Annotated in this window: 19 protein-coding genes; 6 read left to right on the top strand and 13 right to left on the bottom strand. The window is 69.5% G+C overall.

The features are described from left to right. Nucleotides 1-61 precede the first annotated feature (61 nt). Both VT85_RS04335 and VT85_RS04340 read right to left on the bottom strand, forming a co-directional pair. Nucleotides 62-3,277, bottom strand: a complete 3,216-nt coding sequence (locus VT85_RS04335; RefSeq protein WP_068411028.1) for an efflux RND transporter permease subunit — start codon at nt 3,275-3,277, stop codon at nt 62-64. A gap of 103 nt (nt 3,278-3,380) precedes the next feature. Further along, nucleotides 3,381-5,039 carry an efflux RND transporter periplasmic adaptor subunit gene (locus tag VT85_RS04340; RefSeq protein ID WP_068411031.1) on the bottom strand — a complete coding sequence of 553 codons (1,659 nt, stop codon included), beginning with the start codon at nt 5,037-5,039 and terminating at the stop codon, nt 3,381-3,383. A gap of 477 nt (nt 5,040-5,516) precedes the next feature. On the opposite strand from VT85_RS04340, the gene VT85_RS04345 reads away from it, so the two are divergent. Then, on the top strand, nt 5,517-6,926 hold the full coding sequence (locus tag VT85_RS04345; protein ID WP_068411033.1) for an MFS transporter: 1,410 nt from the start codon (nt 5,517-5,519) through the stop codon (nt 6,924-6,926). Here the strand turns inward: VT85_RS04345 and VT85_RS04350 are convergent. The 4 genes from VT85_RS04350 to VT85_RS04365 form a co-directional block, all read right to left on the bottom strand. Beyond that, nucleotides 6,874-7,680, bottom strand: coding sequence for a CDP-alcohol phosphatidyltransferase family protein (locus tag VT85_RS04350; RefSeq protein WP_068411036.1), 807 nt, complete (start codon nt 7,678-7,680; stop codon nt 6,874-6,876). The genes VT85_RS04345 and VT85_RS04350 overlap by 53 nt on opposite strands. A gap of 20 nt (nt 7,681-7,700) precedes the next feature. Next, nucleotides 7,701-9,308 (bottom strand): amino acid permease, encoded by a 1,608-nt coding sequence (locus tag VT85_RS04355; protein WP_068411038.1) that lies wholly within the window; start codon nt 9,306-9,308, stop codon nt 7,701-7,703. Between the two features lie 111 nt (nt 9,309-9,419). Beyond that, complete coding sequence (locus VT85_RS04360; protein WP_068411041.1) at nt 9,420-10,232, bottom strand: methyltransferase domain-containing protein; 813 nt, start codon at nt 10,230-10,232, stop codon at nt 9,420-9,422. A gap of 130 nt (nt 10,233-10,362) precedes the next feature. Continuing rightward, nucleotides 10,363-11,319: an alpha/beta hydrolase gene (locus VT85_RS04365; protein ID WP_082858355.1), complete on the bottom strand. Its 957-nt coding sequence runs from the start codon at nt 11,317-11,319 to the stop codon at nt 10,363-10,365. 62 nt (nt 11,320-11,381) lie between these two features. Between VT85_RS04365 and VT85_RS04370 the strand changes: the two genes are divergently transcribed. Then, the gene (locus VT85_RS04370; protein WP_068411043.1) at nt 11,382-12,341 is read left to right on the top strand and encodes an AAA family ATPase; all 960 of its coding nucleotides are present in this window, start codon (nt 11,382-11,384) and stop codon (nt 12,339-12,341) included. Between the two features lie 32 nt (nt 12,342-12,373). Here VT85_RS04370 and VT85_RS04375 read toward each other — a convergent pair whose 3' ends face one another. Continuing rightward, nucleotides 12,374-13,978 (bottom strand): FHA domain-containing protein, encoded by a 1,605-nt coding sequence (locus VT85_RS04375; protein ID WP_082858356.1) that lies wholly within the window; start codon nt 13,976-13,978, stop codon nt 12,374-12,376. A gap of 483 nt (nt 13,979-14,461) precedes the next feature. Here VT85_RS04375 and VT85_RS04380 point away from each other — a divergent pair, with 483 nt between their 5' ends. Beyond that, on the top strand, nt 14,462-16,318 hold the full coding sequence (locus VT85_RS04380; protein ID WP_068411049.1) for a hypothetical protein: 1,857 nt from the start codon (nt 14,462-14,464) through the stop codon (nt 16,316-16,318). 43 nt (nt 16,319-16,361) lie between these two features. Here VT85_RS04380 and VT85_RS04385 read toward each other — a convergent pair whose 3' ends face one another. After that, nucleotides 16,362-17,390, bottom strand: coding sequence for a hypothetical protein (locus VT85_RS04385; RefSeq protein ID WP_156512672.1), 1,029 nt, complete (start codon nt 17,388-17,390; stop codon nt 16,362-16,364). A 148-nt stretch (nt 17,391-17,538) separates the two neighbouring features. On the opposite strand from VT85_RS04385, the gene VT85_RS04390 reads away from it, so the two are divergent. Further along, complete coding sequence (locus tag VT85_RS04390; protein ID WP_068411054.1) at nt 17,539-18,489, top strand: bifunctional riboflavin kinase/FAD synthetase; 951 nt, start codon at nt 17,539-17,541, stop codon at nt 18,487-18,489. 17 nt (nt 18,490-18,506) lie between these two features. On the opposite strand, the gene VT85_RS04395 is transcribed toward VT85_RS04390, so the two are convergent. From VT85_RS04395 to VT85_RS04405, 3 genes are all read right to left on the bottom strand, one after another. Then, entirely contained in the window at nt 18,507-20,339 is a 1,833-nt protein-coding gene (locus tag VT85_RS04395; RefSeq protein ID WP_068411057.1) for a serine/threonine-protein kinase, read from the bottom strand. Further along, nucleotides 20,333-20,944, bottom strand: a complete 612-nt coding sequence (locus VT85_RS04400; RefSeq protein WP_068411061.1) for an ECF-type sigma factor — start codon at nt 20,942-20,944, stop codon at nt 20,333-20,335. The genes VT85_RS04395 and VT85_RS04400 overlap by 7 nt, the downstream gene beginning before the upstream one ends. Before the next feature lie 61 nt (nt 20,945-21,005). Further along, on the bottom strand, nt 21,006-21,692 hold the full coding sequence (locus VT85_RS04405) for a DUF1080 domain-containing protein (RefSeq protein WP_197491084.1): 687 nt from the start codon (nt 21,690-21,692) through the stop codon (nt 21,006-21,008). 248 nt (nt 21,693-21,940) lie between these two features. Here VT85_RS04405 and VT85_RS04410 point away from each other — a divergent pair, with 248 nt between their 5' ends. After that, nucleotides 21,941-22,945: a DUF1570 domain-containing protein gene (locus VT85_RS04410; protein ID WP_068411067.1), complete on the top strand. Its 1,005-nt coding sequence runs from the start codon at nt 21,941-21,943 to the stop codon at nt 22,943-22,945. Between the two features lie 103 nt (nt 22,946-23,048). Here VT85_RS04410 and VT85_RS04415 read toward each other — a convergent pair whose 3' ends face one another. Then, complete coding sequence (locus VT85_RS04415) at nt 23,049-24,245, bottom strand: HEAT repeat domain-containing protein (RefSeq protein WP_068411070.1); 1,197 nt, start codon at nt 24,243-24,245, stop codon at nt 23,049-23,051. Between the two features lie 483 nt (nt 24,246-24,728). Here VT85_RS04415 and VT85_RS04420 point away from each other — a divergent pair, with 483 nt between their 5' ends. After that, on the top strand, nt 24,729-25,586 hold the full coding sequence (locus VT85_RS04420) for a hypothetical protein (RefSeq protein ID WP_068411074.1): 858 nt from the start codon (nt 24,729-24,731) through the stop codon (nt 25,584-25,586). A gap of 42 nt (nt 25,587-25,628) precedes the next feature. Here the strand turns inward: VT85_RS04420 and VT85_RS27350 are convergent, their stop codons facing one another. Next, nucleotides 25,629-25,829, bottom strand: coding sequence for a hypothetical protein (locus tag VT85_RS27350; RefSeq protein ID WP_068411077.1), 201 nt, complete (start codon nt 25,827-25,829; stop codon nt 25,629-25,631). Between the last annotated feature and the right edge of the window lie 91 nt (nt 25,830-25,920).

Consider the following 25,920-nt stretch of genomic DNA (forward strand, 5'->3'; position numbering starts at 1 on the left):
AGGCCGAGGATCGACAAGCGTGGTCCCGCCCGCCGCCGGGGCGGCGGGCGGGACCCTCGGATCAGGAGATTCCATCCTCGAGATCGTCGTCGTCCTCGTCGTCCTCGACGAGCGCGTCGACGTCGGCGGCCAGCCGGCCTCGGCCCGGGTCGAACCAGGCGTAGGTGGCGGGGATGACCAGGAGCTTGAGGCCGGTGCTGGTGATCAGGCCGCCGATGACGACCGTGGCCAGCGGGCGCTGGACGTCGGCGCCCGACCCGGTGGAGAAGGCCATCGGGATGAATCCCAGGCTGGCGACCAGGGCCGTCATGAGCACGGGCCGCAGCCGACTCATCGAGGCCTCGGCGACCGCCCGGCGGATCGGCTCGCCGTTCTCGACCCGCTGGCGGATGGCCGACACGATGACGAGGCCGTCGAGGACGGCGACGCCCGAGAGGGCGATGAAGCCGACCCCCGCCGAGATGCTCAGGTTCATGTCGCGCAGCCAGAGCGCCAGGATGCCTCCCATGGCGCCCAGGGGGACGGAGAGGAAGATCAAGGTGCCCAACTTCACCGATTGGAAGGTGCCGTAGAGGAGCAGGAAGATGAGCACCAGCGCCACCGGGACGACGACCGTCAGCCGCTGGGTGGCCGACTGGAGGTTCTGGAACGTCCCTCCCCATTCCAGGAAGTAGCCGCGGGGGAGTTCCACCTGCTCGGCGACCTTCGCCTGCGCCTCGGCGACGAACGTGGCGAGGTCGCGTTCGCGGACGTTGGCCTGGACCATGGCCCGCCGCTGGCGGTCCTTCCGCCAGATCTCGTACGCGCCGTCCTCGCGGTGGAACTCGGCCAGCTCGGACAGGGGGATCATCCGGCCGTTGGCGTCGGCGATCTTCAGCCGCGTGATGGAGTCGACGTCGTCGCGGGCGGTGGGGTCGAAGCGGACCTGGAGGTCGAAGGTGCGCTGGCCCTCGATCACCTGTCCCACGACCTTGCCCCCCAGGGCGGAGACGACGTCGAGGATGGAGGCGGCGTTGATGCCGTAGCGGGCGATGTCCTCGCGGTTGATCTGCACCCGCAGGAAGGGGAGGCCGCCGAGCACCTGGGCCCGGACGTCGGCCGCTCCGGGGATGTTCTCGATGGCCGCGGCGATCGCGTTGACCTTCTCCTGGAGCACGTCCAGGTCGTCGCCGTAGAGTCCGATGCCCAGGTCGGCGCGGACGCCGGCCAGCATCTCGTTGAACCGGACGTCGATCGGCTGGCCGAAGTTGAAGAACGCGCCCGGGAGTTCGCGCCGGAAGACCTTCTCCATCTCGGCGATCAGCTCCGACTTCGACTTCCCGTGGCCCTCCCCCTCGAAGAGTGCGAGGAGCGGGTGCAGCGGCTTCAGCGCCATGTCCAGGTACGTCTCCTCCTCCTTCTTCAGGAAGACGAAGACGTCGGTCTGGTTGACGCCGGCCGGGTCGATGCCGATCTCGGGGCGGCCGGTCCGGCAGACGACCGATTCAATCTCGTCCGGGAACGACTCTCGCAGCGCCTTCTCGAGGCGGGTCGAGTCCTCGAGGCTCTCCGAGAGCGAGGTGCTCGGCGGCCGGGTGACGACGACGAGGATGTCCCCCTCGTCGAGCTTGGGGATGAACTCGCCGCCCAGGCTCATCGCCAGGGGCATGGTCGCGGCGAAGGCGACGAGCGAGGTCGCGACGACCATGATCGGGTGGTCGAGGGAGAACCGGAGGAACGGCCGGTAGACCCGCTTGGCGACCCGGACGGGGAGGGTCTCGACCTCGGACGTGCCCGGCTTGAGGATCAAGGAGGCCAGGACGGGCGTGGCCGTGAGGCTGAGGATCAGGGAGCCGATCAGGGCGAAGACGACCGTCAGGGCCATCGGCCGGAACATCTTCCCCTCGACCCCTTCCAGGGCCAGCAGCGGGAGGTGGACGATCGTGATGATCGCCACGCCGAAGACCACCGGCTTGCGGACCTCGAAGGCCGCCTCGCGGACCACGTCGACGGCCGACCGCCGCTTGTCCGCGTGCGAGAGGTGGCTGACGCAGTTCTCCATCATGATGACCGAGCTGTCGACGATCAGGCCGAAGTCGATCGCCCCCAGGCTCATCAGGCTGCCGGCGATGCCGTAGTAGACCATCAGGTTGATGGCGAAGAGCATCGAGAGCGGGATCGCGAGGGCGACCACCAGGCCCGCCTTGAGGTTGCCGAGCATCGCCAGGAGGACGGCGACGACGAGCAGGCCGCCTTCCGCCAGGTTCGAGGCGACGGTCGTGATCGTGCGGGTGATGAGCACGGCCCGGTCGTAATAAGGGTCGACGACGACCCCCTCGGGGAGCCTCGTGCGGATCTCTTCGAGCTTCGCCTTGATCCGCTCGACGACCACGCGGGAGTTCTCGCCGGCGAGCATCATGGCGGTCGCGGTGACGACCTCGCCGTCGCCGTCGCGGGTCACCGCGCCGTTGCGGATCAGGGGGGACAGGCGGACCTCGGCGACGTCGCGGATGTAGACCGGCGTGCCCGTGGCGGTCGTGTCGAGCACCACCTCCTCGAGGTCCTTCAGGGTGCTGATCAGGCCCACGGCGCGGATGACGCGCTGTTCGCCCAGGCGTTCGAGGTAGCCGCCGCCGGCGTTGCTGTTGTTGCGGCGGATGGCCTCGAAGACCTTGTCGACCGAGATGTTGCGGGCCATCAGGCGGTCGGGGTCGAGGCGGACCTCGTAGGTCTTCAGCTCGCCGCCGAAGGCGTTGACCTCGACCACGCCGGGGACGCTCTTGAGCGGCCGGGCGATCTCCCAGTCGAGGATCGTCCGCAGCTCCATCAGCGAGCGGGGGCGGGCCGCGTCGGGGGCGTTCTTGACCTCGAACTGGAAGACCTCGCCGAGGCCCGTGGAGATCGGGCCCATCTCGGGCTGGCCGAACTCCGGCGGGATCGACGAGCGGACCTCCGCCAGCCGTTCGCCCACCTGCTGGCGGGCCCAGTAGATGTCGGTCCCTTCCTGGAAGACGATGGTCACGCCCGAGAGGCCGAACTGCGAGAACGAGCGGACCTCCGAGATCATCGGGATCCCGTTCATCGAGTTCTCGACCGGGATGGTGATGAACTGCTCGATCTCGACCGGGCCGAGCCCCGGCGCGCTGGTGAGGGCCATCACCTGCACGTTGGTGATGTCGGGCTGGGCGTCGATGGGCAGCTTGACGAGCGAGTTCGCGCCCCAGAGCACCAAACCGACGAGGAGCAGCAGGACGAGCGGGCGGCTGCGGAGCGCCCAGTCGATAAGGCGGTCGAACATGTGTCGAATAAATGGGGGTTTGAGGAGGGGGCGGGCGCGGCCCTCGGGCGGGGGTCGTCCCGCCGAGGGCCGCTCGTTTCGTCGCCGGCCGCGGACGGGGTGGTTATTCGGAGGACGCCAGGCGGATCCACTCCGACTTCAGCTTGAAGGCGCCGCGGGTCACGACGTCCTCGCCCGGTCGGATCCCCGAGAAGACGGCTGCCCGGTCCTCGCCGGGGCCCCGGGTCTTGACCTCGCGCATCTCGAACTCCTCCGGGCCGGTCCGCACGAAGGCGATCCAGTGCTCGTCGTCGGAGAGCAGGGCGGTGCTGGGGACCGAGGGGGTCTTCTCCTCCGACCGGACCGACAGGGCGACGTCGATGTACATGCCGGGCTTGAGGAAACGGTCGGCGTTCTCGGCGCGGGCCAGCAAAGTCAGGGTCTGGGTCTTCTCGACGACGAGGTCGCCGGTGTAGAGCAGACGGGCCTTGAACTGCTTCTCGGGGTAGGCGTCGGAGCTGAACGTGATCGACACGTTCTGGTCGTTGTGGATGTACGGCAGGTTGCTCGGGTTGATGTTGGCCTCGACCCAGACGTTGTCCAGGTTCGCCAGGGTGAAGATCCGGTGGGTCACGTCGACGGCCACGCCCGGGACGACCAGCTCGCGGTCCAGGATCGTGCCGGCGAACGGGGCCTTGAGCTTGTACAGGCTGGCGGGCTCTTCCGGCAGCGGCTTGGGCTGGAGACCCTTGGCAGGGCCGACGCCCAGCGACATGACCTCGGCGACGTCCCGGATCGAGGACTTCTCGCCCGGCGCGCCGGGCTGCACGGGGACCGCGTCGGCCGTGTGGCCCTGCTGCTTGAGGGCCTTGGGGATGTACTCGTCGTCGTCGGGGTCCACGCCCAGGACTTGCAGCTTCTCGCGGGCGACCAGCACCGAGGTCTCGGCTTGCCGGAGCGCCTGCTGGGCCCGGATGTTCGTCAGGTTGGTCTCGTAGCCCATCTGGTCCAGGAGGGTCTGGTAGGCGGCGAGGTCGGCGTCGAACCGGGCCTTGCTCTCCTCGATCAACTGACCCCGGATGATCTCCTGATCGTAGAGGTCGCTCTTGCGGGCGAGGTTCGCCTTGGCCAGACGGTGGGAGGTGTAGGCGGTCATCAGCCGTTCGCGGTTGGTCCCCACCGGCTTGTCGGCGAACTTGGCGTTGATCTCCTCGGGCGTGTCCTCGGCCTTGAGCCGCTCGATCAGCTCCAGCGTGTTCTTGAGGATCGTCTCCTGCCAGCGGGCCTGGGCCAGCGCGATGTCCAGCGACTGGAGGTTCGTCAGCAGGTCCAGCCGGGCTTGGCCGACGGCCGCGCTCTCGATCGTCGCCAGCACGTCGCCGGCCTTGACGTCCTGGCCGATCCGCACGGCCACGCTCCGGACGATGCCCGGGGCCCTCGGGGTGATGAACGCGAATCGGTTCTCGTCGGGCGCGATCCGGCCCGGCACTCGCACCAGGATCGTCTCGGGCTCGAGCTTCACCTGCTCGACCTCCACGCCGATCAGCTTCTGCTGGTCGGCGGAGATCCGGATGATCCGCTCTCGACCGGAGGAATCGTCCGGCTTATCCGCCTTGATCGAGGTTTGCGCGATTGTATGCTCGCTCGCGGCGGCGGTCGGCGTCGGCGCGTCGGCTCCGCCCTGGTATTTCCAGGCGACGAATCCCGCGCCGAGGACCAGGAGGATTCCGCCGATCGACCAGGCCGTTCGCGACGTGAGACCAAACGGAACATGTCGTATCATGTTTCCTCGATGACGTTCGTAGGGACTAAGGGCCTTCGAGCGGCGAGCCGCGACGGGGAGGACGTCGAGACTTCAGCCGGCGAGCGGGGAGCGATCACGCCGTGATCGCGGGACTCCCGCCCGGTCTTCGAAAAGACTTCGAGAGTGCGTGAAGGGCGGCGAGCGACATCCTCCCCCAGCCGGGGCGGGGGCGGCACGCATCGCCGTCTTGCGGTGGCCGGTCGCGGGAGGGCGTCGGTTTGGCCTCCGTCACGTCGTTACTATCCGCGCCGAGGGGGGCGGAAGTCCATCGAGATTTCGCTAGTTTAGGTGATTTTAAGACGCCGGAGATCCGCCCGGCGGCGTGCGGCGGCCGTCGCCCGCGGCAAGCTGACCTGGTCAAGACGGCGGTTCCGTCATAGAACGGGAGGCCGGGCGAGGGGGTCTCGCACGGGGGGCGGTTCGGGGCCGTCGCGGGTCTGGCAGGGGGGGGCGGAGATGTCCGAGGATCATCGCGCGACGCGCGAAGGGGACGGCGGCGGGTTGCTGCGACGGCTCGGCCTGAACCGTCCCGAATTGCGGGCGTGGGCGATGTACGACTGGGCGAACTCGGCCATGGTCTGCACGATCATCACGGCCGTCTTCCCGATCTACTACTCCGAGGTGGCCTGCGCCGGTATGGACCCGAAGACGGCGTCTGGCCGCTACGCCATGGCGACGACCCTGGGCATGGTGATCGTCGCCGTCATGTCGCCGATCCTGGGCGCCTACGCGGACCAGACCGCCAGCAAGAAGCGGCTGCTGGGGCGGTTCCTCGCCCTGGGGCTGTTCGCGACCGCCTCGATGTTTTTCATCCACACCGGCGACTGGATCCTGGCCTCGATCCTGTTCATCCTGGCGAACATCGGCGCCAACGCCAGTTTCGTCTTCTACGACGCCCTACTTCCCCACATCGCCCGCGACGACGAGATCGACAGGGTCTCGACGGCCGGCTACGCCCTGGGGTACGTCGGCGGCGGCCTCCTGCTGGCGCTCAACCTGGCCTGGATCCGGTTCCCCGGATGGTTCGGGCTCCCTTCGGGGCCGGGGCTCACCGAGGCCCAGGCCACGCTCCCCGCGCGATTGGCGTTCGTGTCGGTGGCGATCTGGTGGCTCGTCTTCTCGATCCCGCTCTTCCGCCGCGTACCCGAACCGCCGGTCTCCGGCGGCGAGCGCTGGGCCGGGCTGCATCCCGTACGGGCCTCGTTCGGGAGGCTCGCCGAGACCGGCCGACATCTCCGGCGCTGTCGCCAGGGCTTCCTGATGCTCCTGGCCTTCCTGATCTACAACGACGGGATCGGCACCATCATCCGCATGGCCACGATCTACGGCACGGAGCTGAAGATCAACTCGACGGTCATGATCGCGTCGATCCTGCTCGTCCAGTTCGTCGGCATCCCCTGTTCGTTCCTGTTCGGCTCGCTGGCCGGGACGTTGGGGGTCAAGCGGTCCATCCTGCTGGGGCTGGTCGTCTACACGGGGATCTGCGTCATCGGCTACAACATGAGCACCAACCGGGACTTCCTGATCCTGGCCGTGCTGGTGGGCGTCGTGCAGGGAGGAACTCAGGCGCTCTCGCGGTCGCTCTTCGCCAGCCTGATCCCGCGGTCGAAGTCCGGGGAGTTCTTCGGCTTCTTCGCCGTCGTCGAGAAGTTCGCCGGGATCTTCGGCCCGGCGATGTTCGCGATCATCAACATGGCGTCGGGATCGAGCCGGGGAGCCATCCTGGGCGTGATCGGCTTCTTCCTCGTGGGCGGGTTCCTGCTGCTGATGGTCGACGTCGAGGAAGGCCAACGGCTGGCGAAGGAGTGGGACCTCAACGACGCGGCGCCGACTCCGCTCGCGGCGACAGCCAGCCCCGGAGCGTGAGATACCAGGACGTCGCCATGTAGAACGCCGGGTAGGTCAGCGAGACGTACGTCAGCGTCCGCGTTCCATCCGTGAATTCTGGGCTCGACGACGTGGGGAGCACCCAGACCAGCCAGACCACGACCACGCCCCAGACCGCCCCGGTGATCGTCGCGAATCGGTTCAGCCGCCCCGGCTGCGACGGGTACAGGTGCTTGACCGGAACGAACGTCAGGAACGCCAGCACGAGCAGGATCACCAGCGCGGGCCAGGGCTCGATCGGCAGCGCGTAGAGGTAAAGCGCCACGACGTTCCAGAGCGAGGGGAAGCCGAGGAAGTAGCCGTCGTGGGTCTTGATGTCCACCTGGCAGAAGCCGTAGGCGCTCGCCAGCAAGGGAGCGATCAGCCACGCCTCATAGCCGGCCGGGACGATGCCCGCCCGCCAGATGAGCATCAGCGGGAGCGACGTGTAGGTCAGGAAGTCGGTAATGTCGTCCAGCCGGCGGCCGTCGAAGCTGGGGACGGCTTCCTTGATCCGCACCGCGCGGGCGAAGGTGCCGTCGGTGGCGTCGACCAGAGTGGCCAGGATCATCAGGAGGAACGACCACCGGAAGGCGTCCGGGCCCCCCTGGACCAGCAGGGCGAGGATCACCGCGGCGATCGCCAGGCCTGAGGCCGTGTACGCGTGGACGCACCAGCCGAGGAACCGGCGGAGCGGGCTGACCACGCCTTCGCGGGCGACGGGGGGGGCGGGCGATTCCAGGGTTTCCACCATCACGGACGTCCCTCGACTCTTCAAGACGATTCCCCGGGCGCGAGCAGCTCGATCATCCCCGGCGGGTTGGTGAATTCGATCTCTTCGTCCAGGGCCTCGGCCGCATGTTCGGGCAGGACGCCGATCCGGAGCCGGCCGATCCCCGCGTAATACGCAACGCCGACGGCCGTCAGGGCGGCCGTCGCCAGCGCGGCGGTGTAGCGGCCGATCGGGTCGTCGCCGTAGATTTCCGGCCGGGGCCAGCTCATGTTCACGATCACGAAGACGCCCCAGACCGTCGCCGCGAGGTTGACGGGGAGGCCCCATCGTCCCAGGCTGAAGCGATCGCCGTTGGCGGTCGGCGGGACGCCGTCGCCCTCGCCGTCTTCGTCGCGACGGCGGCGGTCGCGGAGGCGACCCAGCAGGAGCGGCAGCGTGACCATCAGGTAGGCCAGGTTCGCCCAGACCAGGGCCACCGAGCAGAGCCGCTCGATGATCCGGGGGGCGTTGACGTTGACGAGCAGGATCGCCGACGCCAAAAGTCCGGTGACGATCGCCGGCGCGATCGGCGTGCGGGTCTCGCCGGTCACCTTGGCGAGGCACTCGGCGAACGGCAGGCTGTTGTCGCGGGCCATCGCGAAGATGAGCCGGACGGTCCCGGCGTGGACCGCCAGGGCGCAGACGGCCACGGCGAAGACCACCTCGATCAGGAAGACCGTCCCCAACTTCGGCCCCATCACCGACTTCACGAGCATCGGCAGGCCGCCGGAGACCTGCGCCATCGCCGGGTCGGTCGGGTTCGGCATCGCCAGCAACCCCACGAGGATCAGCAGCCCGCCGGCCAGCCCCGCCGCGGCGAGTGCGCGGAGGATGGCCCGAGGGGCGCGTCGGCGGGGGTCCGAGGTCTCTTCCGCGAGCGTCCCCGCCGTGTCGAAGCCGTAAAGGACGTACGACGCCATCACCGCCGCCGCCAGGAAGGCGCTGAAGTAGCCCCCCGTCGCGCCGTCGCCTCGCCCCTGGGTGTCGAGCAGGATCGCCGGGCCTCGACAGGCGTTCGCGCCCAGCAGGACGATCAGGAAGACCACCCCGGCCAGCTCCGCAAGCACTCCCACGTTGTTGATCAAGGCCATGAGCCGGACGCCGACGGCGTTGATGATCGTCGTCAGGGCGATCAGCGTGCAGCCCAGGAGGACCGCGTTCTTGGCCTGATCGATGGGCTTCGAGCCGTCGCCGACGACCTGGAACCACGCCGAAATCTGGGGCATGGAATTTTGCAAGGCCAGCGCGACGGCCGCCAGCGAGAGGATGGAGCAGGCCAGGTAGACCCAGCCGGTCAGCCAGCCGACGAGCGGCGTGCCGACCTGCTTCGACCACTGATAAACGCCCCCCGACAGCGGGTAGGAGGAGGCCAGCTCGGCGAAGCAGAGGGCCACCAGGAACTGGCCCAGGAAGACCATGGGCCACGTCCAGAAGAACGCGGGCCCCCCGGCCGCGTATCCCAGGTAGAACATCTGGAAGACGCCGGTCAGGATCGAGATGTACGAGAAGCCGGCCGCGAAGGAGGAGAAGCTCCCCAGGGAGCGGTCGAGTTCCTGCTTGTACCCGAAACCGGCCAGGTCACGGACGTCGTCGCTCGTGCTACCCGGCATGCCCGCTCCGCCTCCCCATATTCGCCACTTTTCGCGGGGGCCGATCGAGCCCGGGGGGCGGGCTCGTCGGGTGATGATCACGTCCACCCGGCCTCGACGCCGGGGTCTGGGTCAGGCGGGGCGGGTGCCGAGGTAGATGCCCCACTTCATGTCGCCGGCCTTGCAGAAGCCGATCTTCATGTTCCAGCGGTCGACGAGGTAGTTGAGGTCCTGCTCGGAGAAGTGGCCGAGGAAGTCCTGACGCTCGTTGACCAGCCGGCCTTCCTCGCGCTGGAGGATGTCGATGAAGGTCGCGGTGGCGTCGTCGACGACCACGTCGGTGAAGCCGGCCGATTCCAGGACCTTGCCGTACTGCTCCGGCTCGATGACGCTGTACCCGGTCTTCTTGATGTACTCTTCGAATTCGGGCGAGCCGGGGGTCTTGCCGCGGGCGTAGTCGGTGATGACGATCTTGCCGCCGGGGGCGAGCAGGCTGTACAGCTTGGCGAACAGCCGGGCCTTGTCCGGGATGTGCATGAAGGCGTCGCGGCTCCAGACCAGGTCGAACTTCTCGGGGAAGTCGGTCTCGAGCACGTCGCCCAGGATGAACTCGACCTTGTCGGACATGCCGGCCGCCTTGGCCCGGTCGTGGCCGACGGCGATCATCTCCTCGGCCAGGTCGATGCCGACGACCTGCGCCCCGTACTTCTCGACGAGGTGGAACGCCGCGCCGCCGATGCCGCTCCCTACGTCGAGGACGCGGACGCCGGGCTTGAGGAAGCCGGCGAGCCGGGCGGTCAGGTTGTCGGTCGTCTCCGCGCCGCCGGTGCTGATGTAGTTGTCGCCGAAGATCTTCTCATAGCGGAGGATCGAGGTCCGGCTGTACTGGCCGTTGTTGTCGAACTTCGCCTTCGACTCGTCCGACGCGGCTTGCGTGCCACTCATGATGGGTCCAGACTCGGATTGCGTGGGAGGAGACTTCAGACGTCCCGGCGCTCGTGGAGGGGTCGTCCGGCCCGACTGGGCGTACGTCAAGTCCGTATTGTGGGGCAGGGGGGAGAGCCTTGTAAAGGGATCATCGAGGATGTCGACGGGCACCCGCGACGAATTCGACGATCGTCCGTTCGTAGCGTTCCGGGTCGACGGCGGCGAGGTCGTGGTGCGTCGCGCCGGGGAAGGTTTCGAGGCGGCCATGGTTGCGGACCCGTTGGAAGATCGCGCGGGCCTCCTCGGGGGATGCCAGGTCGTCGGCCTCCCCGGCCATGATCAGGACCGGCGTGGACTCGGGGATCGCGTCGACCGCGCGGAGCGGGGAGATCGCGTCCAGCTCCGGCAGGAACGCGAGCCCGGCGAGGCGGAGCCCCAGGTACGCGAGCTTGTCCAGGCCGGGCGGGAGGTAGGCGTGGGTCCGGTTCCAGACGGCCGTTTTGAGGTCCTGGTACGGGCTTTCCAGGACGTAGCCGTCGACCCGATCCCCCAGGTCGGCCGCCGCGAACGTCGCCGCGGCCGAGCCGAGCGAGACGCCGAAGACGACGATCGGGCGATCGGGACGCCGCGTCCGCAGGAAGTCCACGGCGGCGACGACGTCGCGGCGGGCGCCCAGGCCGATGTCGTTGAAGTCGCCGCTGGAGTCGCCGTGCGCCCGCAGCGAGATCAGCATCACGGCGCAGCCCGCTTTCGCGGCGAGCGTCCCCGCGCGGTCCAGGCAATGCCCCCGGCCCCCGCCGTTGCCGTGCAGGAACAGGACCGCCGGGGCGTCGTCGCGGCCCTCGGCGTACCACGCGCCGATGTCCTGGCCGTCGGCGGTCGAGAGGCGATGATCCCGGAGCGTCCCCCAGGAGACCGTCGGGGCAGGTTCCGGGAACGGCGGCCGCTTCCGATGCGTCAGCCGGTGGACCGCCGCGAAGGAGAGGAGCAGCCAGACCGCGACCAGCGCGGCGGCCGTCCAGGCCGCGCGACGGGCCCGTCGCCGCCGGATGGGGAGGGACGCCGTCTCGGGCGCCGGACTCGGGGTTGGCTCCGCTTCGCGCATGGGGGTATCTTAATCGACGTCGCGGAATTCGTGCGAGGGACGATACGAGGAAGGGAAGGTTCATGGGCGACGCCGGGAAGACCAGGATGATCGGCGGCGTGACGCTCCACCTGAGCGAGCCCGTCGCGACCGATCAGGGCTGGATCGGCCAGGACGAGGTGCTGAGGCAGTTGTCGGCGTGCTGGCTGACGGTCCACCCGAGGGATCGTCCGCTGTCGCCCCGCCTGATCGGCCCGCCGGGCATCGGCAAGACCACGCTGGCGACGGCCGCCGCGAAGCTGCGCGGTCGGCCGCTCTACATCGCCCAGTGCACCGCCGACACCCGCCCCGAGGACCTGATCGTCACGCCCGTCCTCGCGGAGAACGGCAAGATCGCCTATCACGCCTCCCCCCTGGTGACGGCGATGCTCGTCGGCGGCGTCTGCGTGCTGGACGAGGGGAACCGGATGAACGAGAAGTCGTGGGCGAGCCTCGCCCCGTTGCTCGACCACCGCCGCTACGTCGAGAGTCTCGTCGCCGGGATCGCCATCCCCGCCGACCCGGAGTTCCGCGTCTGCGTCACGATGAACGAGGACGAGTCGACCTACGAGGTCCCCGACTACATCCTCTCGCGGCTCCAGCCGACCCTGGAACTCGGCTTCCCCGACCGCGACGACGAGATGGCCATCCTCCAGTACCATCTCCCCTTCGCCGAGGCCGAACTGCTGACCCTGACCGTCGAGTTCCTCCAGCAGGCGCACGCGCTGAAGCTCGACTTCTCCCCGCGCGACGGGATCAACATCGTCCGCTACGCGCTCAAGCGTATGGCCCAGGACCCGAACCACCCGCTCGGCCGCGACGCCGCCTGGCGCGAGTCGCTCGCCAGGGTGCTCGGCGAGGAGGCGACCGACCTGGACTCGCTCGCCCGGAGCAAGCGGCGCTCCCTGGGCGGCCAGCACGCGCCCTTCGGGCTCGGCGATCTCTTCTTCGACCCCGACGATCCGCTCCACCCCGACGCGATGGAAGCCGACGACGAGGATTGACCCCGTTCGACGCGCCGTCCGGCCGCCCTCGCTCAGCCCGACGTCGACCGCGCCGGCGTGTGCCATGCGGCGAGCACGGCCTCGTCGAGGCAGGGGTAGCAGTCAACCAGCATGGTGAGCCGGACCTGGTCCAGCAGCGCCATGATCCGGGGATGGATCTCGCACAGGCGGACGCCCCCCCCGGCCTGGTCGAGTCGGAGGTGGTGGGCCAGGATGACTCCGATGGTCCGACGCGAAAGTCGGCCCACGAACTCCAGGTCCAGGACGACCTGGCGCGGCAGCGGCTGTTCGGCCAGCTCGATCAGCCGGAGCCGGAGCGCCTCGTTGGCCGCCTCGTCGTCCAGGTCGGTGAGGACCGGCGTCACGACCAGGATTCCCTGGACGACCTCGTGCTTGATCCGGGAGCCGGGGGCGTCGTCGTCCGGGTCGTAGGCCGCGACCTCGGCCGTCGCGGGGGAGTCGGAGTCGGGCTCGGGCTCCTCCGCCTCGTCGGGCGTGACCTCGGCCGTGGCCCAGGTGGGCTCGATCGCGCCGAGGTGCTCCATCTCTTCCTGCGAGACGTCGACCCAGATCCGGCAGTGGGCCGGGCCGACGACGACCCGATCCTGCGTGTGCAATTCGGCCTCGGCGTCCTGGATCGTCTCGCCGTTGAGCTGGGTCCCGTTGGTGCTACCCAGGTCGCGGAGGAAGGCGCGGTCGCCTCGGATCTCGATGGTCGCGTGCCGCTTGCTCACCTTCGCCGATCCCAGCCGCAGGTGGCTCCCCCGGTCGCGGCCGATGACGAACCGCCGCCTGGTGACGGGGATCATCCGGGCCTCGAACCCCGCGCACTCGACGCGGAGCCAGACCTTGCCCCGGAGGTCCCCTTCGGGACGCGGCCGGGACGCGCGGGGCTCCTCGACGGGTTCCAGATCGATGGCCGGGAGGTCGTCGTCCGCCGCCGCCGGGCCGCCGCCGCGGATCGGCGGGAGGGCCGAGGCGCTCACCAGGGCTTCGAGAATGTCGACCGGCAGCGGACGCGGGGGCGATGCGCCGGGCCAGGCGCCGTCGACGGCCTGCTGCTCGTCGGGGCAGGCGACGATCCGACGCCCCATGCCGATCAGGTGGAAGATTTCGGCCAGCCGGGGCTCCACCTCGCAGATCTTGAGCCGGCCCCCCTCGGCCGCCTCGCAGCGGCGATGCGCCTCGACCACGGCCGCGACGATCCAGCTTCCCAGCCGCTCGACCTTCGCGAAGTTCAGGATGATCCGGTGGTTGCCGACGTCGATCAGGTCGCGGAGGTCGTCGGCCAGTTCGTTGATGTCCGCCTGCTGCACGAGCGAGCGGTCCGTGAGCCGGACGATCGTGACCCCGCGCTTGTAGACGACGTTGAACCGCTCCCAGCAGCCTCGGGATTTGTGGCCCTTCTCCGGGCGTCCCCCGGATCTGGGGTTCCGTCGAGCGGTCGGCAGGTTGCCGACGATCTGGGTCCAGAGGTTGGTCGCCGGTCGCTCGACCTCGGGGTCGAGATTCACGGTGATCCAGTCTTCGAGGCGCCGGTCGGGCATGGTCGCGTCGGGCGAGGCGGCCAGGCGCACGCTCCTGGGCTTTCGCGTCGCGTTCGCGTCGGTCGCCAGGGTCAATTCACCTTGAGCCATCGCCAGGCACTCCCGCGGGTCGCAATGCGGCAATCGAAGCCCGGACGCCGGGCCGGGCCCTCGGCGCGGGGAATCGCCGAGGGGCCGCGCGGGTCGGCCGGCACGATGAGGATGAGGACGAGCGAGGCGGGCGCGCACGGGCTCGCTCGCCGGGGTGAGGCACGATTTTAGACGCGGAGGACGGCATCGGCCGATCGCCGATGCGTTCCCCAATAGGGCGGGACTTCGGTCCCGATCGCGAGGGGGCTCGCGATGACTCCCGTGAGGGCCGGCCCGATCGTCGGTCGCGACGTCCGGCGGCTCACACACTCTCTAGGCGACATTCCCACGGGCCCCGTCCCGATCGGTTTTCATTTTCTCCCAGGAGGGATCGCGGGGCGTCGGCCCGCGTCGCCTCGGCCCCCTGGCGATGTTAGACTGGACCTCTCTCCCGAGAGCGCCCCGGTGGGGCGAGGCCGACCCGGAGAATTCGTCGAGGACCGCATGCCCAACGACGCCGACGACTTCCTGACCATCGCCCCGGGGATTCGCGTCCTGCCGATCTTGCACGGCTCCGGGGACTTCGCGCTCCAGGCCCGCGAGGAACTCCTGGCCCGCCCCTACGACTGCCTGGCCGTCCCGCTCCCCCCGTCGTTCCAGGAGGACGTGGAGGAGGCCGTGGAACGGCTGCCGACGATCTCGGCGGTGGTCAGGCGCGACGTCGACGGCGGCGAAGGGTTCAGCTACGTCCCGATCGACCCGTGCCAGGGGGTCGTCGCGGCGATCCGCACGGCGATCGGCGAGCGGATCCCTCGCGAATACATCGACCTGGACGTCCCCCGGTTCGAGGCGGTCCACGGCGTCTTCCCGGACCCGTACGCCCTCAAGCGAGTGCCGGTGGAGCGGTTCTCGGCCGCCCTGCTCTCGGCCATCCCGCGACCGGCTCCAGGCTTTTCCACGGATCGCATCGCCTGGATGGCCGCCCGGCTTCACGAAGTGGCGAAGCGACGGAAACGGACGCTCCTCGTCTGCTCGATCCTCGACTGGCCCTGGATCCGCGAGGCCTTCCGACTCATCCCCGACGAGCCCGAATCCGAACCGGTCTTCGAACCGACGTCGAGCTTCCCCGTCGATCCCGAGACCCTGCTGTTCTTCCTCGGCGAGCTGCCGTTCGTCACCGCCCTGTACGAGCGCGGTCGGCGCGAATTGACGCCGGACGACAACCTCTCGGTGGACGGCGTGAAGGAGCTTGTGCTCCAGGCTCGCGAGGCGCTCCGGGCCGACCGTCCCAGGATCGCGCAGCGGCTCACGCCGTCGCTCCTGTCCACGCTGTTCCGGTACGTCCGCAATCTGGCGTTGATCGACCGCCGGCTCACGCCGGACCTGTTCACCCTGGTCACGGCCGCGAAGCAGACCGGCGGCGACGATTTCGCGCTGGCGGTCGTCGAGACGGCCCGCTCGTACGCCTACGCCGATCATGGCCGCGAACTCGAAGCGCAGGGGGCGGAAATGCTGCGCATGGGCGTGGGCCAGGCCGAGGTCCCCGGCTGGGGCCGCGCCCCGATGGTCAGCCGCCTGCCGGGCCAGGCCATGTCTTGGCGGAGCCTCCCCCTGAAGCCTCGCGCGAACGAACCCGACCGCAAGCGATGGCTCCAGCGCTGGGACCCTTACGGCATGTGCTCCTGGCCCCCCGAGGACGACCGGATCGAGAGCTTCCACCGTCACGTCAAGGAGCAGGCGCGGGCCATCCTGGGGGCGGACCTCGCCCGCTCCGAGAAGTTCACGACCAGCGTCCGCGACGGCCTGGACATCCGCGAGACCCTCCGCAACTGGCACACCGGCGACGTCTACGTGAAGGTGATCCCGCCGGGAAGGGGGTCGATCGAGGTCGTCGTCTTCCTGTTCGACGTCCCGGCCGATCCCAAGGTCTACACGAACCGCGCGACCTGGTACGCCGAGCACTCCGAGGAGTCGACGCTCGCCTTCTACGCCACCGACCCGTTCCGGAATCTGATCGGGCCTGGGATCGCCCAGGCCCAGTACGGCGGGGCCATGTTCCTCTACCCCCCCAGGCCGATCCCCGAAATCTGGTCCGACCCGCGATTCGACCGGCTCGACACCCTGGAGGAACGGCTGCTCGCCGTGGCTTTCCTCCACAGTCGCGACCGCCACGTCGCGGTCGTCAGCCCCGGCCCCCCGCCGGCGGCCTGGCGCCGCCTCGCCAGGATCTACCGTCGCAAGATCGTCCACCTTCCCCTCAAGCGGTTCAGCGGCGCGATGATCGAGAGGCTGCGAACCTTCCACGTCCTCAACGGCAAGCACGTCCGCTCTTACGCCGCCGATTACATCCGCGAGATGTGAGCCGCGACGACCAGGGGCCGTCCTCCCCCACCGTGGAGTCCTTTCAGTCGGTCGGTCCCTCCAGGGCTGGAGGCTCGTCGGGCGTCGCGGCTCTCGGCCTGAGGAACTGGAGCGCGAGGAACGCGACCAACCCCGGCGGGATGAGGTAGGCGAGATAGACCGCCCCCTCGAAACCCAGCGCCCGGCCGGCGGAGGCGGCGACGAAGAGCATCACGGCCCCGAGCAGCACGAGGCAGCCGGCCGTGGTCATCAGCGATTTGAAGCGAGCCTCCTCGCCCATCGGCTCGCGGTGCAGGTCGATCGTCCGGCCCCGGCGCAAGCTCCGCTCGACGGCCTCGGTCAACTCCATGGCGCGGATGCCGTCGAGCAGCGTCGAGCCTCGCCCGCCCGGCACTTGCAACGACTCGAGGATCGCGGCGTGGGGATCCCAACTCGCGTCGAAGTCGAGGTCGCACGCGCCCTCGGAGCCCATGACGCCGAGGCTGGCGAATTCGCCGGGCGCGATGCGAAGCTCGGCCAGCCGCCCGCCCTCGGCGCGGAGTCGGACGACGAGGTCGTGGGCGGGCTCGGTTCCCTCGGGATCGCCCGATGCGGTCAGGGTCTGGAACTCGCCGAGCAGGGAGCGGAGGACGTCGATGGACTGGGCGAAGCTGACGCGGACGAGGTCCTCGCCGACGACGGCCGGGACGACCTGACGCAACGATCGGAACTCGCCCAGCGAGCCGTCGACGATCGCCGAACGCAGGGGCGCGAGGCCGGGATGGAGCCGCATCGGGAGGTCCGGGACGACCACGCCCCCGGCCGTCTCGACGTTCGCCGCCGCATGATAATAGGCCAGCGCGTCCGCGCCCGGCGGATGGAGGCAGACGACGGCCAGCCCTTCGACCGAGGCGCGACGGAGGGCCTCGGCGCGATCCGGGATCGGCCCGCCGACCACCACGGCGTCGAAGCCCGTCGCGGAGAGGACCTCGTCGACGTCTCCCGTCGCGATCAGGACGTGGTCGGGGCTTTCGCGGACCCAGTCCGCCCAGGCCCGCTCGGCCTCGCCGTCGCCGATGACTGCAATCCGCATCCCGACCCAGCCCTCCTCGACGCGGCCGGGCCGCATTGACCGCGCGCGGTCGGCCCGGCGATAATCCATCCAGCATGGGCCGACGGTGGGGCAGTTTCAAGGGCGGGGCCGTCGGCCGGGCCGCCCGGGCATGCGAGGAAACGCGTCGGTGATCACGATCGAGAACGTTCGAGACTTTCCGGCCCGGGCTCGCGGCGCGTACGTCACGATCGGCAACTTCGACGGCGTCCACCGGGGGCACGCGCGGCTGATGGCCGAGCTGGTCCGCCGGGCCGACGCGGCCGGGGCCCCGGCCCTCGCGGTGACGTTCGATCCCCATCCCGCGGCGCTTCTACGCCCCGAGCAGACGCCGGAGCCTCTCGTCCGCATGGATCGGGAGATCGAGTTGCTGATGGCGACCGGCGTCTCCGACGTCGCCGTCTTCCGGACCGGCCCCTGGCTCCTGGGGCTGTCGGCCCGCGAGTTCTTCGAGCAGGTGGTTCTCGGCCAGTTCGCCGCGCGGGGCATGGTGGAAGGGCCGAACTTCTTCTTCGGCCGGGACCGCCAGGGGAACGTCGACGTCCTGGGGCGGTGGTGCCGGGAGTCGGGCGTCGCGCTCCACGTCGCCGAGCCGTTGATGACCGACGACGGCCGGATGATCTCGTCGTCCCGGATCCGTCGCTGCCTGGTCGACGGCCAGGTCGCCGAGGCCCGCGATCTCCTGGGACGGCCGCACCGCATCCGGGGCCTCGTGACCCACGGCGCGGGGAGAGGGGCGGGGATCGGCGTCCCCACGGCGAACCTGGACGAGATCGACGTCCTCATCCCCGCCCCCGGCGTCTACGCCGCGACCGTGCTCGTCCCCGGCGTGGAGCCCGGCTCCCCCCCCTCGCGCTGGCCCGCCGCGTGCAACATCGGCCCCAACCCCACGTTCGGCGAGCAGCAGTTCAAGGTCGAGGCCCATCTGATCGACTTCCGAGGCGACCTTTACGGCCAGCTCATCGAGCTGGAGTTCCTCGAACGCCTGCGACCGACACGCGCGTTCGCCGGGCTCGACGACCTCTTGCAGCAGATCTCCCGCGACGTCGAGCAAGCCCGCCGGATCGCCGCCGCGGAGTGATCGAGCGCGGGCCGCGCTCAATTCACGCGGCGCATCTCGTAGTAGCGGCTGATGACCCGGATGCGCTTGACCAGCCGCGCCACCACGAACCCCGAGAGCGCCAGGCAGACGACGTAGATGTTGCCGTAGGGGAGGACTCCAGGCTTCATCCAGCCGGGATTCGTCCGGCCCCAGTCGACGGCCGCATGGCCGTAGAGCGCCAGATACCCCGCGATCGCCAGCCCGGTGGTGAACCAGACGACCCCCTCGCGGAACCAGAGGCCCGAAGCGGCGATCATCAGCGGGTAGCCGATCAGGAGCGGGGTGTCCAGGTCCTCCATGATCCAGAGCAGCAGGGTCAGGCAGGTCATGTCGCCGAGGATCCAGCAGCCGCGGAGGCGGTCGGATTGCCAACCTCGACGCTGAAGCTGCTGGAAGAGGAGCGTGAGCACGGCCCAGAGGCCGAGGACCATCTGGACCGAGCTATGGGCCAGTGCGTCGGGGAACGGGGAGAGGACGCGGTAATTCAGCTCGGTCAGCAGGCTGACGAGGGCCAGGCCGGAGAGCCTCGCGACGATCTCCGGCTCACGACGGCTCCAGCGCCTTAGCTTCTGGATCGGGCCGGTGGCGTCGATCGGGTCTCCCTGGAGGAAGTGGGCCAGGTCGGCCGAGAGGGCTTCGGCGGTTGGATATCGATCCTTCGGCGACTTCTCCAGGCACTTCAGGCAGATGTGCTCCAGCTCGCGCGGGACCTGGGGGCGAAGCTCGCGGGGAGGGATCGGGTCGCAGTAGATCGCCTGCATGACCGTTTCCATCGTGGTCGCCATGCGGAACGGCGGCCTCCCGGCCAGGAGTTCGTAGAGGATCGCGCCCAGGCCGTGCACGTCGGTCGCCGGGCCGATGGCCTCGCGCTCGCCCGAGGCCTGTTCGGGGGCCATGTAGCTGGGAGTCCCCAGGACGGCCCCCGACGCCGTGATCGAGTCGTCACGCGAGGCCTGGCGGGCCAGCCCGAAGTCGGTGATCTGGGGGACGCCGTCGCGATCGATCAGGATGTTCGAGGGCTTCAGGTCGCAGTGGATGAACCCCTGCTCGTTGGCGTACTGGACGGCCCGGGCCAGCACTTCGATCAGGTCGGCGAGGGCCATCGGGTCTTCGCGATACCGATCCAGGCGGCCCGCGAGGCTCCCCCCCTCGACCAGCCGCATCGTGAAGTAGAGGAAGCCGTCTTGCTCGCCGACCTCGTAGATCGGGACGACGTTGGGGTGGTCGAGCTTCGCCGCCAGCGCGGCCTCGCGGCGGAACCGCTCCCGCTCGGCTTCCGTGGCCATCGCCCCGCTCAGGATCATCTTGATGGCCACGACCCGATTGAGCGCGGTGTCGCGAGCCTTGTAGACGACCCCCATGCCGCCGCGCGCCAGCTCGTCGATCAACTCGTACTTGCCGAGCCGCTGCCCCTGGACGGGGGGCGCGGAGGTCGACGCCGACGCCGACGCCGACGCGGCGGAGTGGGCGCCGTCTCGGTGAGGCGGCGGCCAGATCTCGGTCGCCCCGAGGCCCGGGTCGAGTTCCGGCTCGTCGAACAGTCGGGCGATGACGGCCGCGTTTCGGGGGAATCGGGCGAGGTACTCCGCGGCGCTCGGCCGCTCGCCGAGGCTGATCCTCAGCTCGATCTCCAGTCCGGCCAGTTCTTCGAGGAGGTGGGGCCGATCCGGGTCGTCGGGGACGCCGAGGTAGTCCTCCACTCGGGGACGCGGCCGCGCCTTCCAGTCGGCCTCGAACCGCTCGCAGGCGGCGTGGATGCGACGCGCGGCGGCCAGCGAGCCGGGACCCTGGGCGTCGGTCTTCGGGGGCGCCTCCTCGCGGTTCAGCATGGGGGCTCCTCGTCGCCGTGCATCCAGGTCTTGCGGATCAGGTCCAGCCGTCGGGCGATGGTGCGGCGGGCGCAGCCGAGGCGCTCGGCGATCTCGTCGCAGGTGTAGCCCTCCATGCGACTGACGGCGACCTCGCGGAGCACGTCGTCTCCCAGGGCGTCGAGCAGCCGCTGGAATTCCTCGGCGACCATCGCGGCGAACTCGGGGCTGGGATCGGGGCCGGCGAGCAGGTCCAGGCCCTTCGGGTCGCGGTCGGCCTCCGTCGCGCGTCGGCCTCCCCCGCGCTTCAGGCGGCGCTCGCGGCCCGCCTGGGCGAACGCCTTGCGCGCGGTGATGACGACCAGGAGCTTCCAGAGGTCCTCGCGGTCGTCGAGCTTGGGGAACTTCCCGCGCGCGGCGCCGGTGCAGAAGCTGTTGAAGGCCGAGAGCGCCGCGTCTTCCTCGTCCTCATCGGCCCCGGACTTGTTCAGGCCCCGGAGTTTGCCGCGCGCCAGGACGACCAGCTTGCCGAAATAGCGTTCCCAGAGCGGCTGCGCGGCGGCCAGGTCGCCGACCTTGAGATCGCCCAGCCAGTGCGTCACCGACCCTTGATCGTCCACGGTCATCGCTCGACTCGGCCTCAACGACGGGGGTGCGGAAGGCGTCCAGGCCCGATCCGGGGGCCGCTTACGGGGTCTCGACGCGATTCTCGTCGACCTCGGCCGGGGAGAGCGGCCGGAGGCTGACGCTGCGGACGGCGCCGGCGGATTCCCAGGTGGCGAAGCCGAGCGGCTCGCTGGCGCGGACCTGGATCCGGGTCCCGAGCTTGCGGCCCTGGACGTCGACCTTCACGACCTCCTTGTCGTCGATCCAGCAGCGGACGGCCTGGTCGGTCACGCGGATGCGGAAGCGGTACCAGGTCTTGTCGCGGTACTTGTAGCCGACCGTCGTCTGGTTCTCGGAGGCGTCGGCCCCGTCGATGCTGGAGAGCCCGGTGATGTTGCCCCCCCAGCCGCCGTTGACGAGCGTGAGGAACCCCTCCCGGACGGGGAAGGTCGCGGCGGCGAAGAAGTCGCTCCCCTCGGTGCGCATGGCCTCGTACGACAACTCGTAATTCGAGTTCGGCAGGTCGGTCCGCGTCGTGGTGACGCCCGACATCGACCTGCCGACGGGGAGGACGATCGCGCCGTCGGCGACGCGGACGTCGATTGTGTCGGCGCCGAAGAAGGGCGTCTTCTTCCAGCCGTCGAGCGTCGCGCCGTCGAACAGGATCAGGGTGTCCGGTGGCTTCGGCGGCTCGTCGGCGGCCGTCGCGGGGACGAATCCACCGAGGCAGGCCGCGAGGCCGAAGATCCGGGCGAGCGACGTCGACATGGCCGTCTCCTTCATCGTTCCGCGAGGTTCCCACCGCCAATCTAACATATCCTTCCAGGCCCTCGGGGTCGACCGGAGAGCGTCGCGCCGGAGTCGGCCGACCACCCGGAATTTCGACGATTCAAGGGATGCGGCGGGAAGGCGCTTTGGTCGGGGGCTCGACCCGCTCCTTACAATCGGATGAGTCGGACCGAGCGAGAAGGCGCGGGGGTGGACGCGTCGCCGAGGCGCGGGGAGAAGCGACGAGGATGATGGATTCGAAGACGACCCACGGAGTTCGCCGACGCGACCTACTCCACGCGGCGGCGGTCGGCCTGCTCGGGGCCTCGGCCGCGGCTCGTTCGCCCGCCGCCGTCCAGGACGAGGCCAAGGGCGGGTCCGGGGCCCCCCCCATCACGCTCAACGACGCCGACGCGGCCGAGGTGGAGCGGAAGCTCCGCGAGGTGGGCCTGGGCGAGCCGCGACGGCTGAAATCGAACCATTACCTCGCGATCGGCGATGCGGCCGAGTCGTTCATGAGGTCGAGCCTGACCGACTGCGAGCTGCTCGCCCTCGCCTATCTGCGGCACTTCCAGGATCGAGGCTTCGACGTCAAGGAGCCGGAACGTCCGCTGCTCGTGATCGGCTTCCTCGACGAGCGTTCGTTCGGCAAGTATTACGGCATGCCGTCCACGGGCGGCGCGCAGCCGGTCGGGCTTTACGAACGGTCGACGAACGTCCTGAGCGTCTTCGACTGGCGAAACGTGCCGATGGTGAGTCGCGCGTCGACCAAGAACGTCCAGACCATCGCGCACGAGGTCACTCACCAGTTGACGTTCAACACAGGCCTCCTCGAACGCGCGGCGGATATCCCGGTCAGCATCATGGAGGGACTGGGAACCTACGGGGAGCCGCGCAAGGTGCTCGGCCCCAGCGACCTGGGCCGCCTCAACCTGGGCCGCCTCGACGACCTGGCGAAGCTGCGCCGGAGCATCGCCTGGATCCCGATCCGCGAGCTGCTCGTCGATGACTCGGCCTTCCGGCAGGGGCTGTTCGGCCGGGTCTTGCTCGCCTATGCGGAGTCGTGGACCCTGGTTCATTTCCTCCTGAACCACAAGGATCGCCTCCCCGGCTTTCGCGATTATCTGAAGGTCCTCCGCACCCGGAAAACCTCCGACCATCGGATCGAGGACGCGAAGGAACATCTGGGGGACCTCGACGAGCTGAACCGGGACGTTCAGGCGTACTCCGTCCGGCTCCTCCGTTCGCTCTGATCGGAGGTGCAGAGGCGGGGGCGTTCGAAACGACGACGCGAGCGGAAGGGGTCGGATCCCATCCCGCTCGCGTCGTTGAGTATCGCGCCGTGCGGCCTCGGGCTCAGTTGGCCTTCGGATTGAGGAGCGACGAGCCGGGGAGCGGCGGCAGCGAGGCGGTGGTCTCCTCGGCGGAGGGCATCAGCTTGCCGGCGGCCTGGCGGACTTCCTGAGAGGCGTCGGATTTGGCCATCTCGACGATCCGCCGCTTGACGGCCGCGTCCGCGACCTTCTGGGCGCCGAGGGCCTCGACGGCGTGGATCCGCACGGTCTCGTCGGGGTCGTGCGAGAGCTGGAGCAGCCAGACGACCGGGTCGATGTCGGTGCGATCCTTGATGAGGGGGATCACCGAGGCCCGCTGGTCGGCGCGGGGGCTGGTCATCAGGCCGCCCAGGCCGATCAACTCCTGGTTGAGGCCGCGGAGCTTGAGCGCGGCGACGGTGGCGTCGTGGATGGCGGCGTCGGAGTCGTGGAGCCGCTTCAGGAGCAGGTCCTCGGTGAGCAGGCCGGGACGGCCGGCGAACGAGACGACCGCCTGGCGACGGACCTCCACGGCGGGGTCGTCGAGGTAGGCCAGCGCGGGCGCGGCGGCCGAGTCGATGAGCAGGTAGCCCAGCGAGTAGATGGCGGCGGCGCGGGTGCGGTGGTCGGTGCTGGCCAGGCAGCGGACGACCGGGCGGTGGATCGCTTCCTTCCACTCGGCGATCCGCTGCTCCTCCATCGTCGACGGGGTTCGGCCGGGGATCCAGGCCCAGAAGCGGTGGCTCTCGCCGAGGGCGACGAAGCGGACGTCGGAGTCGGTGTCGGCCAGGGCCGCCGAGTAGACGTCGTGGATCGGCTTGAGGATCTCGATGTAGCTCGCCGGGGCCGGGTCGACGCCGAACTTGTCCAGGATCGTCGCGGCCACGACGGCCGCCGCGGCGCGGCCCGGGGCCGCGAACTGGAGGAAGCCCGCCCGCACGGCCGTCAGGATCTCGATGAATTCGCCGGCCTGCGCCTCGGTCACCGCGACCCGGGGGGCGTCGGGCTCGGTGGTCAGACGCTTGCGGACGACATCCAGGGCCCGGGCGTCTCCGGATCGGAGCCCGGCCGCCAGCTCGGCCGTCGTGCTGGACTCGCCGAAGCTCGCGGCCGCCTGCTGCGCCGCCCCGGCCTCGGTCGCCGGCCGCCGGGCGCTCGACGCCCAGAACAGGCCCGCGCCGGTCGCGACGACGGCCAGGCCGCCCGTGATCCAAAGTCCTGCTCGACCTCGCTCTGGCATGTCGGCCTCCCTGCGTTGTTCGGAATCCAATCCCTTGATTCCCGCGCCGACGGGACGTCTTCCGGTTCGATCGCCGCCCAGACCAGACGTGAAGCCGCCGTGACGGCGAAGGGCGATCGATCGAAGGGCGTCCGCGACGAAACGCCCGCCTTCCGAGGCGGACGGCGCGTCCTCGTGATTCGAGGTGGATCTTAGTGAGTCTCGTCGGGGCGGCAACCCCGATCTCGATTTCCCCTGGAGTTTTCACGCCTTCCTGCCGACACCTGCCGAGATCGACCGGATACGCGCGATCTCAGGGTTTTCCCAGATCGCCCGGTTTTTCTCCGGGGTCGGAAATTACCCCCTTTACTCAGGACAGGGTCAGGAATGTGGGCCCGATGACCGATTTCTAGAGTCTGTCAAGGGGAGTTGGGCGCGGGCCTGGGGAAGGAGTCCCAGGGGCCGTCGCGCCCGACGCGATCGAGAGTCGATGGAGCGCGTGACATGAGCGGACCTGGGAACGACCGATCACGCTCGGGAATCGGCAAGGCGCTGGGGCGGGGGTTGCTGCTGGCCCTTTGCGTCGGCCTGACGCAGGCCGCCTTGGGGGCCGGGATCGGCTGGTCGAAGATCGATCCGGCGCAGGTGGTCCCGCTCGAGCAGATCCCGGCCGAGTTCCGCGAACCCGTCAGCGAGGTGATCCGGGACCATACGTTCCACCGCAAGGGCGCCGCCGAATCCTTCCCGTGCGATCCTTCGCTCTATCTGGCGTTGGTCAACGAACCGGCGATCACGCTGGCGCTCTGGAAAGACCTGGCCGAGTCGCCGGTGAAGATCAAGCGGTTGGGCCCGGACACGTATCAGGGGGACGACGGCGCGGGCTCCTCGGCCGCCTGGCAGTTCCTCGTCAGGTCGCCCAAGGTCCATGTGATGCTGGCCAACCTGAACTTCGTCAGCCCTCGCGGCAACACCCGCGTCGACGCCCGGGTCGTGCTGGTGGTCCACACCGGCTACTACCGCGAGGTCAACAAGGAGGCCTACGTCCAGCACGACGTCGAAGCCTTCGTGAAGGTCGATTCCAAGGGGTGGAAGACCCTGGCTCGGACCCTCCGCCCGGTCATCGAGCGGATGCTGGAAGATCAGGTGACGGAGGCCGGCCAGTTCGTCTCGCTCATGAGCAAGCTGGTCGTCAACTATCCGACCTGGGCCACGCAGGTCGCGGTCCGAGAGCCGGAGGCGACGCCCGAGACCCGCGCCCAGTTCCGCGACCTCGTGGCGCAGAACCGCCGGCCCGACGCCTCGGACGGCCGTCCCGTCGTGATGGCGGACGCCTCGCAGGCGGCCGACACCCGCCGACGCTGAGCGAACCCCCCGAATCCCCGCGCCGCGACGGGCCGCGCCTGGTCAGGCCACGTCGTCGAAGACCGGCTTACGGTGCGGGGAATCGGGATCGATCCCGCTGCGGATCATCGCCATCCGCTCGCGATGCGCGATGATCATCTTCACGGCCACGCTGAAGGTGCTGCAGACGATCGCCGCCAGCGCGATCCAGGCGAACCAGGGGAAGCTGTAAGCCACGTCTTGACCGACCTCGATGATCTGCATGGGAGACTCCTGAAACCGAGACGCAGCCAGGTCGAGCCAGGCCGGCTTTTCCGTTGCTCGGGGAGTCCTTCGCATAAGGGCCGCCGAGATT

This window comes from Planctomyces sp. SH-PL62 (genome assembly GCF_001610895.1).
Lineage (GTDB): Bacteria > Planctomycetota > Planctomycetia > Isosphaerales > Isosphaeraceae > Paludisphaera.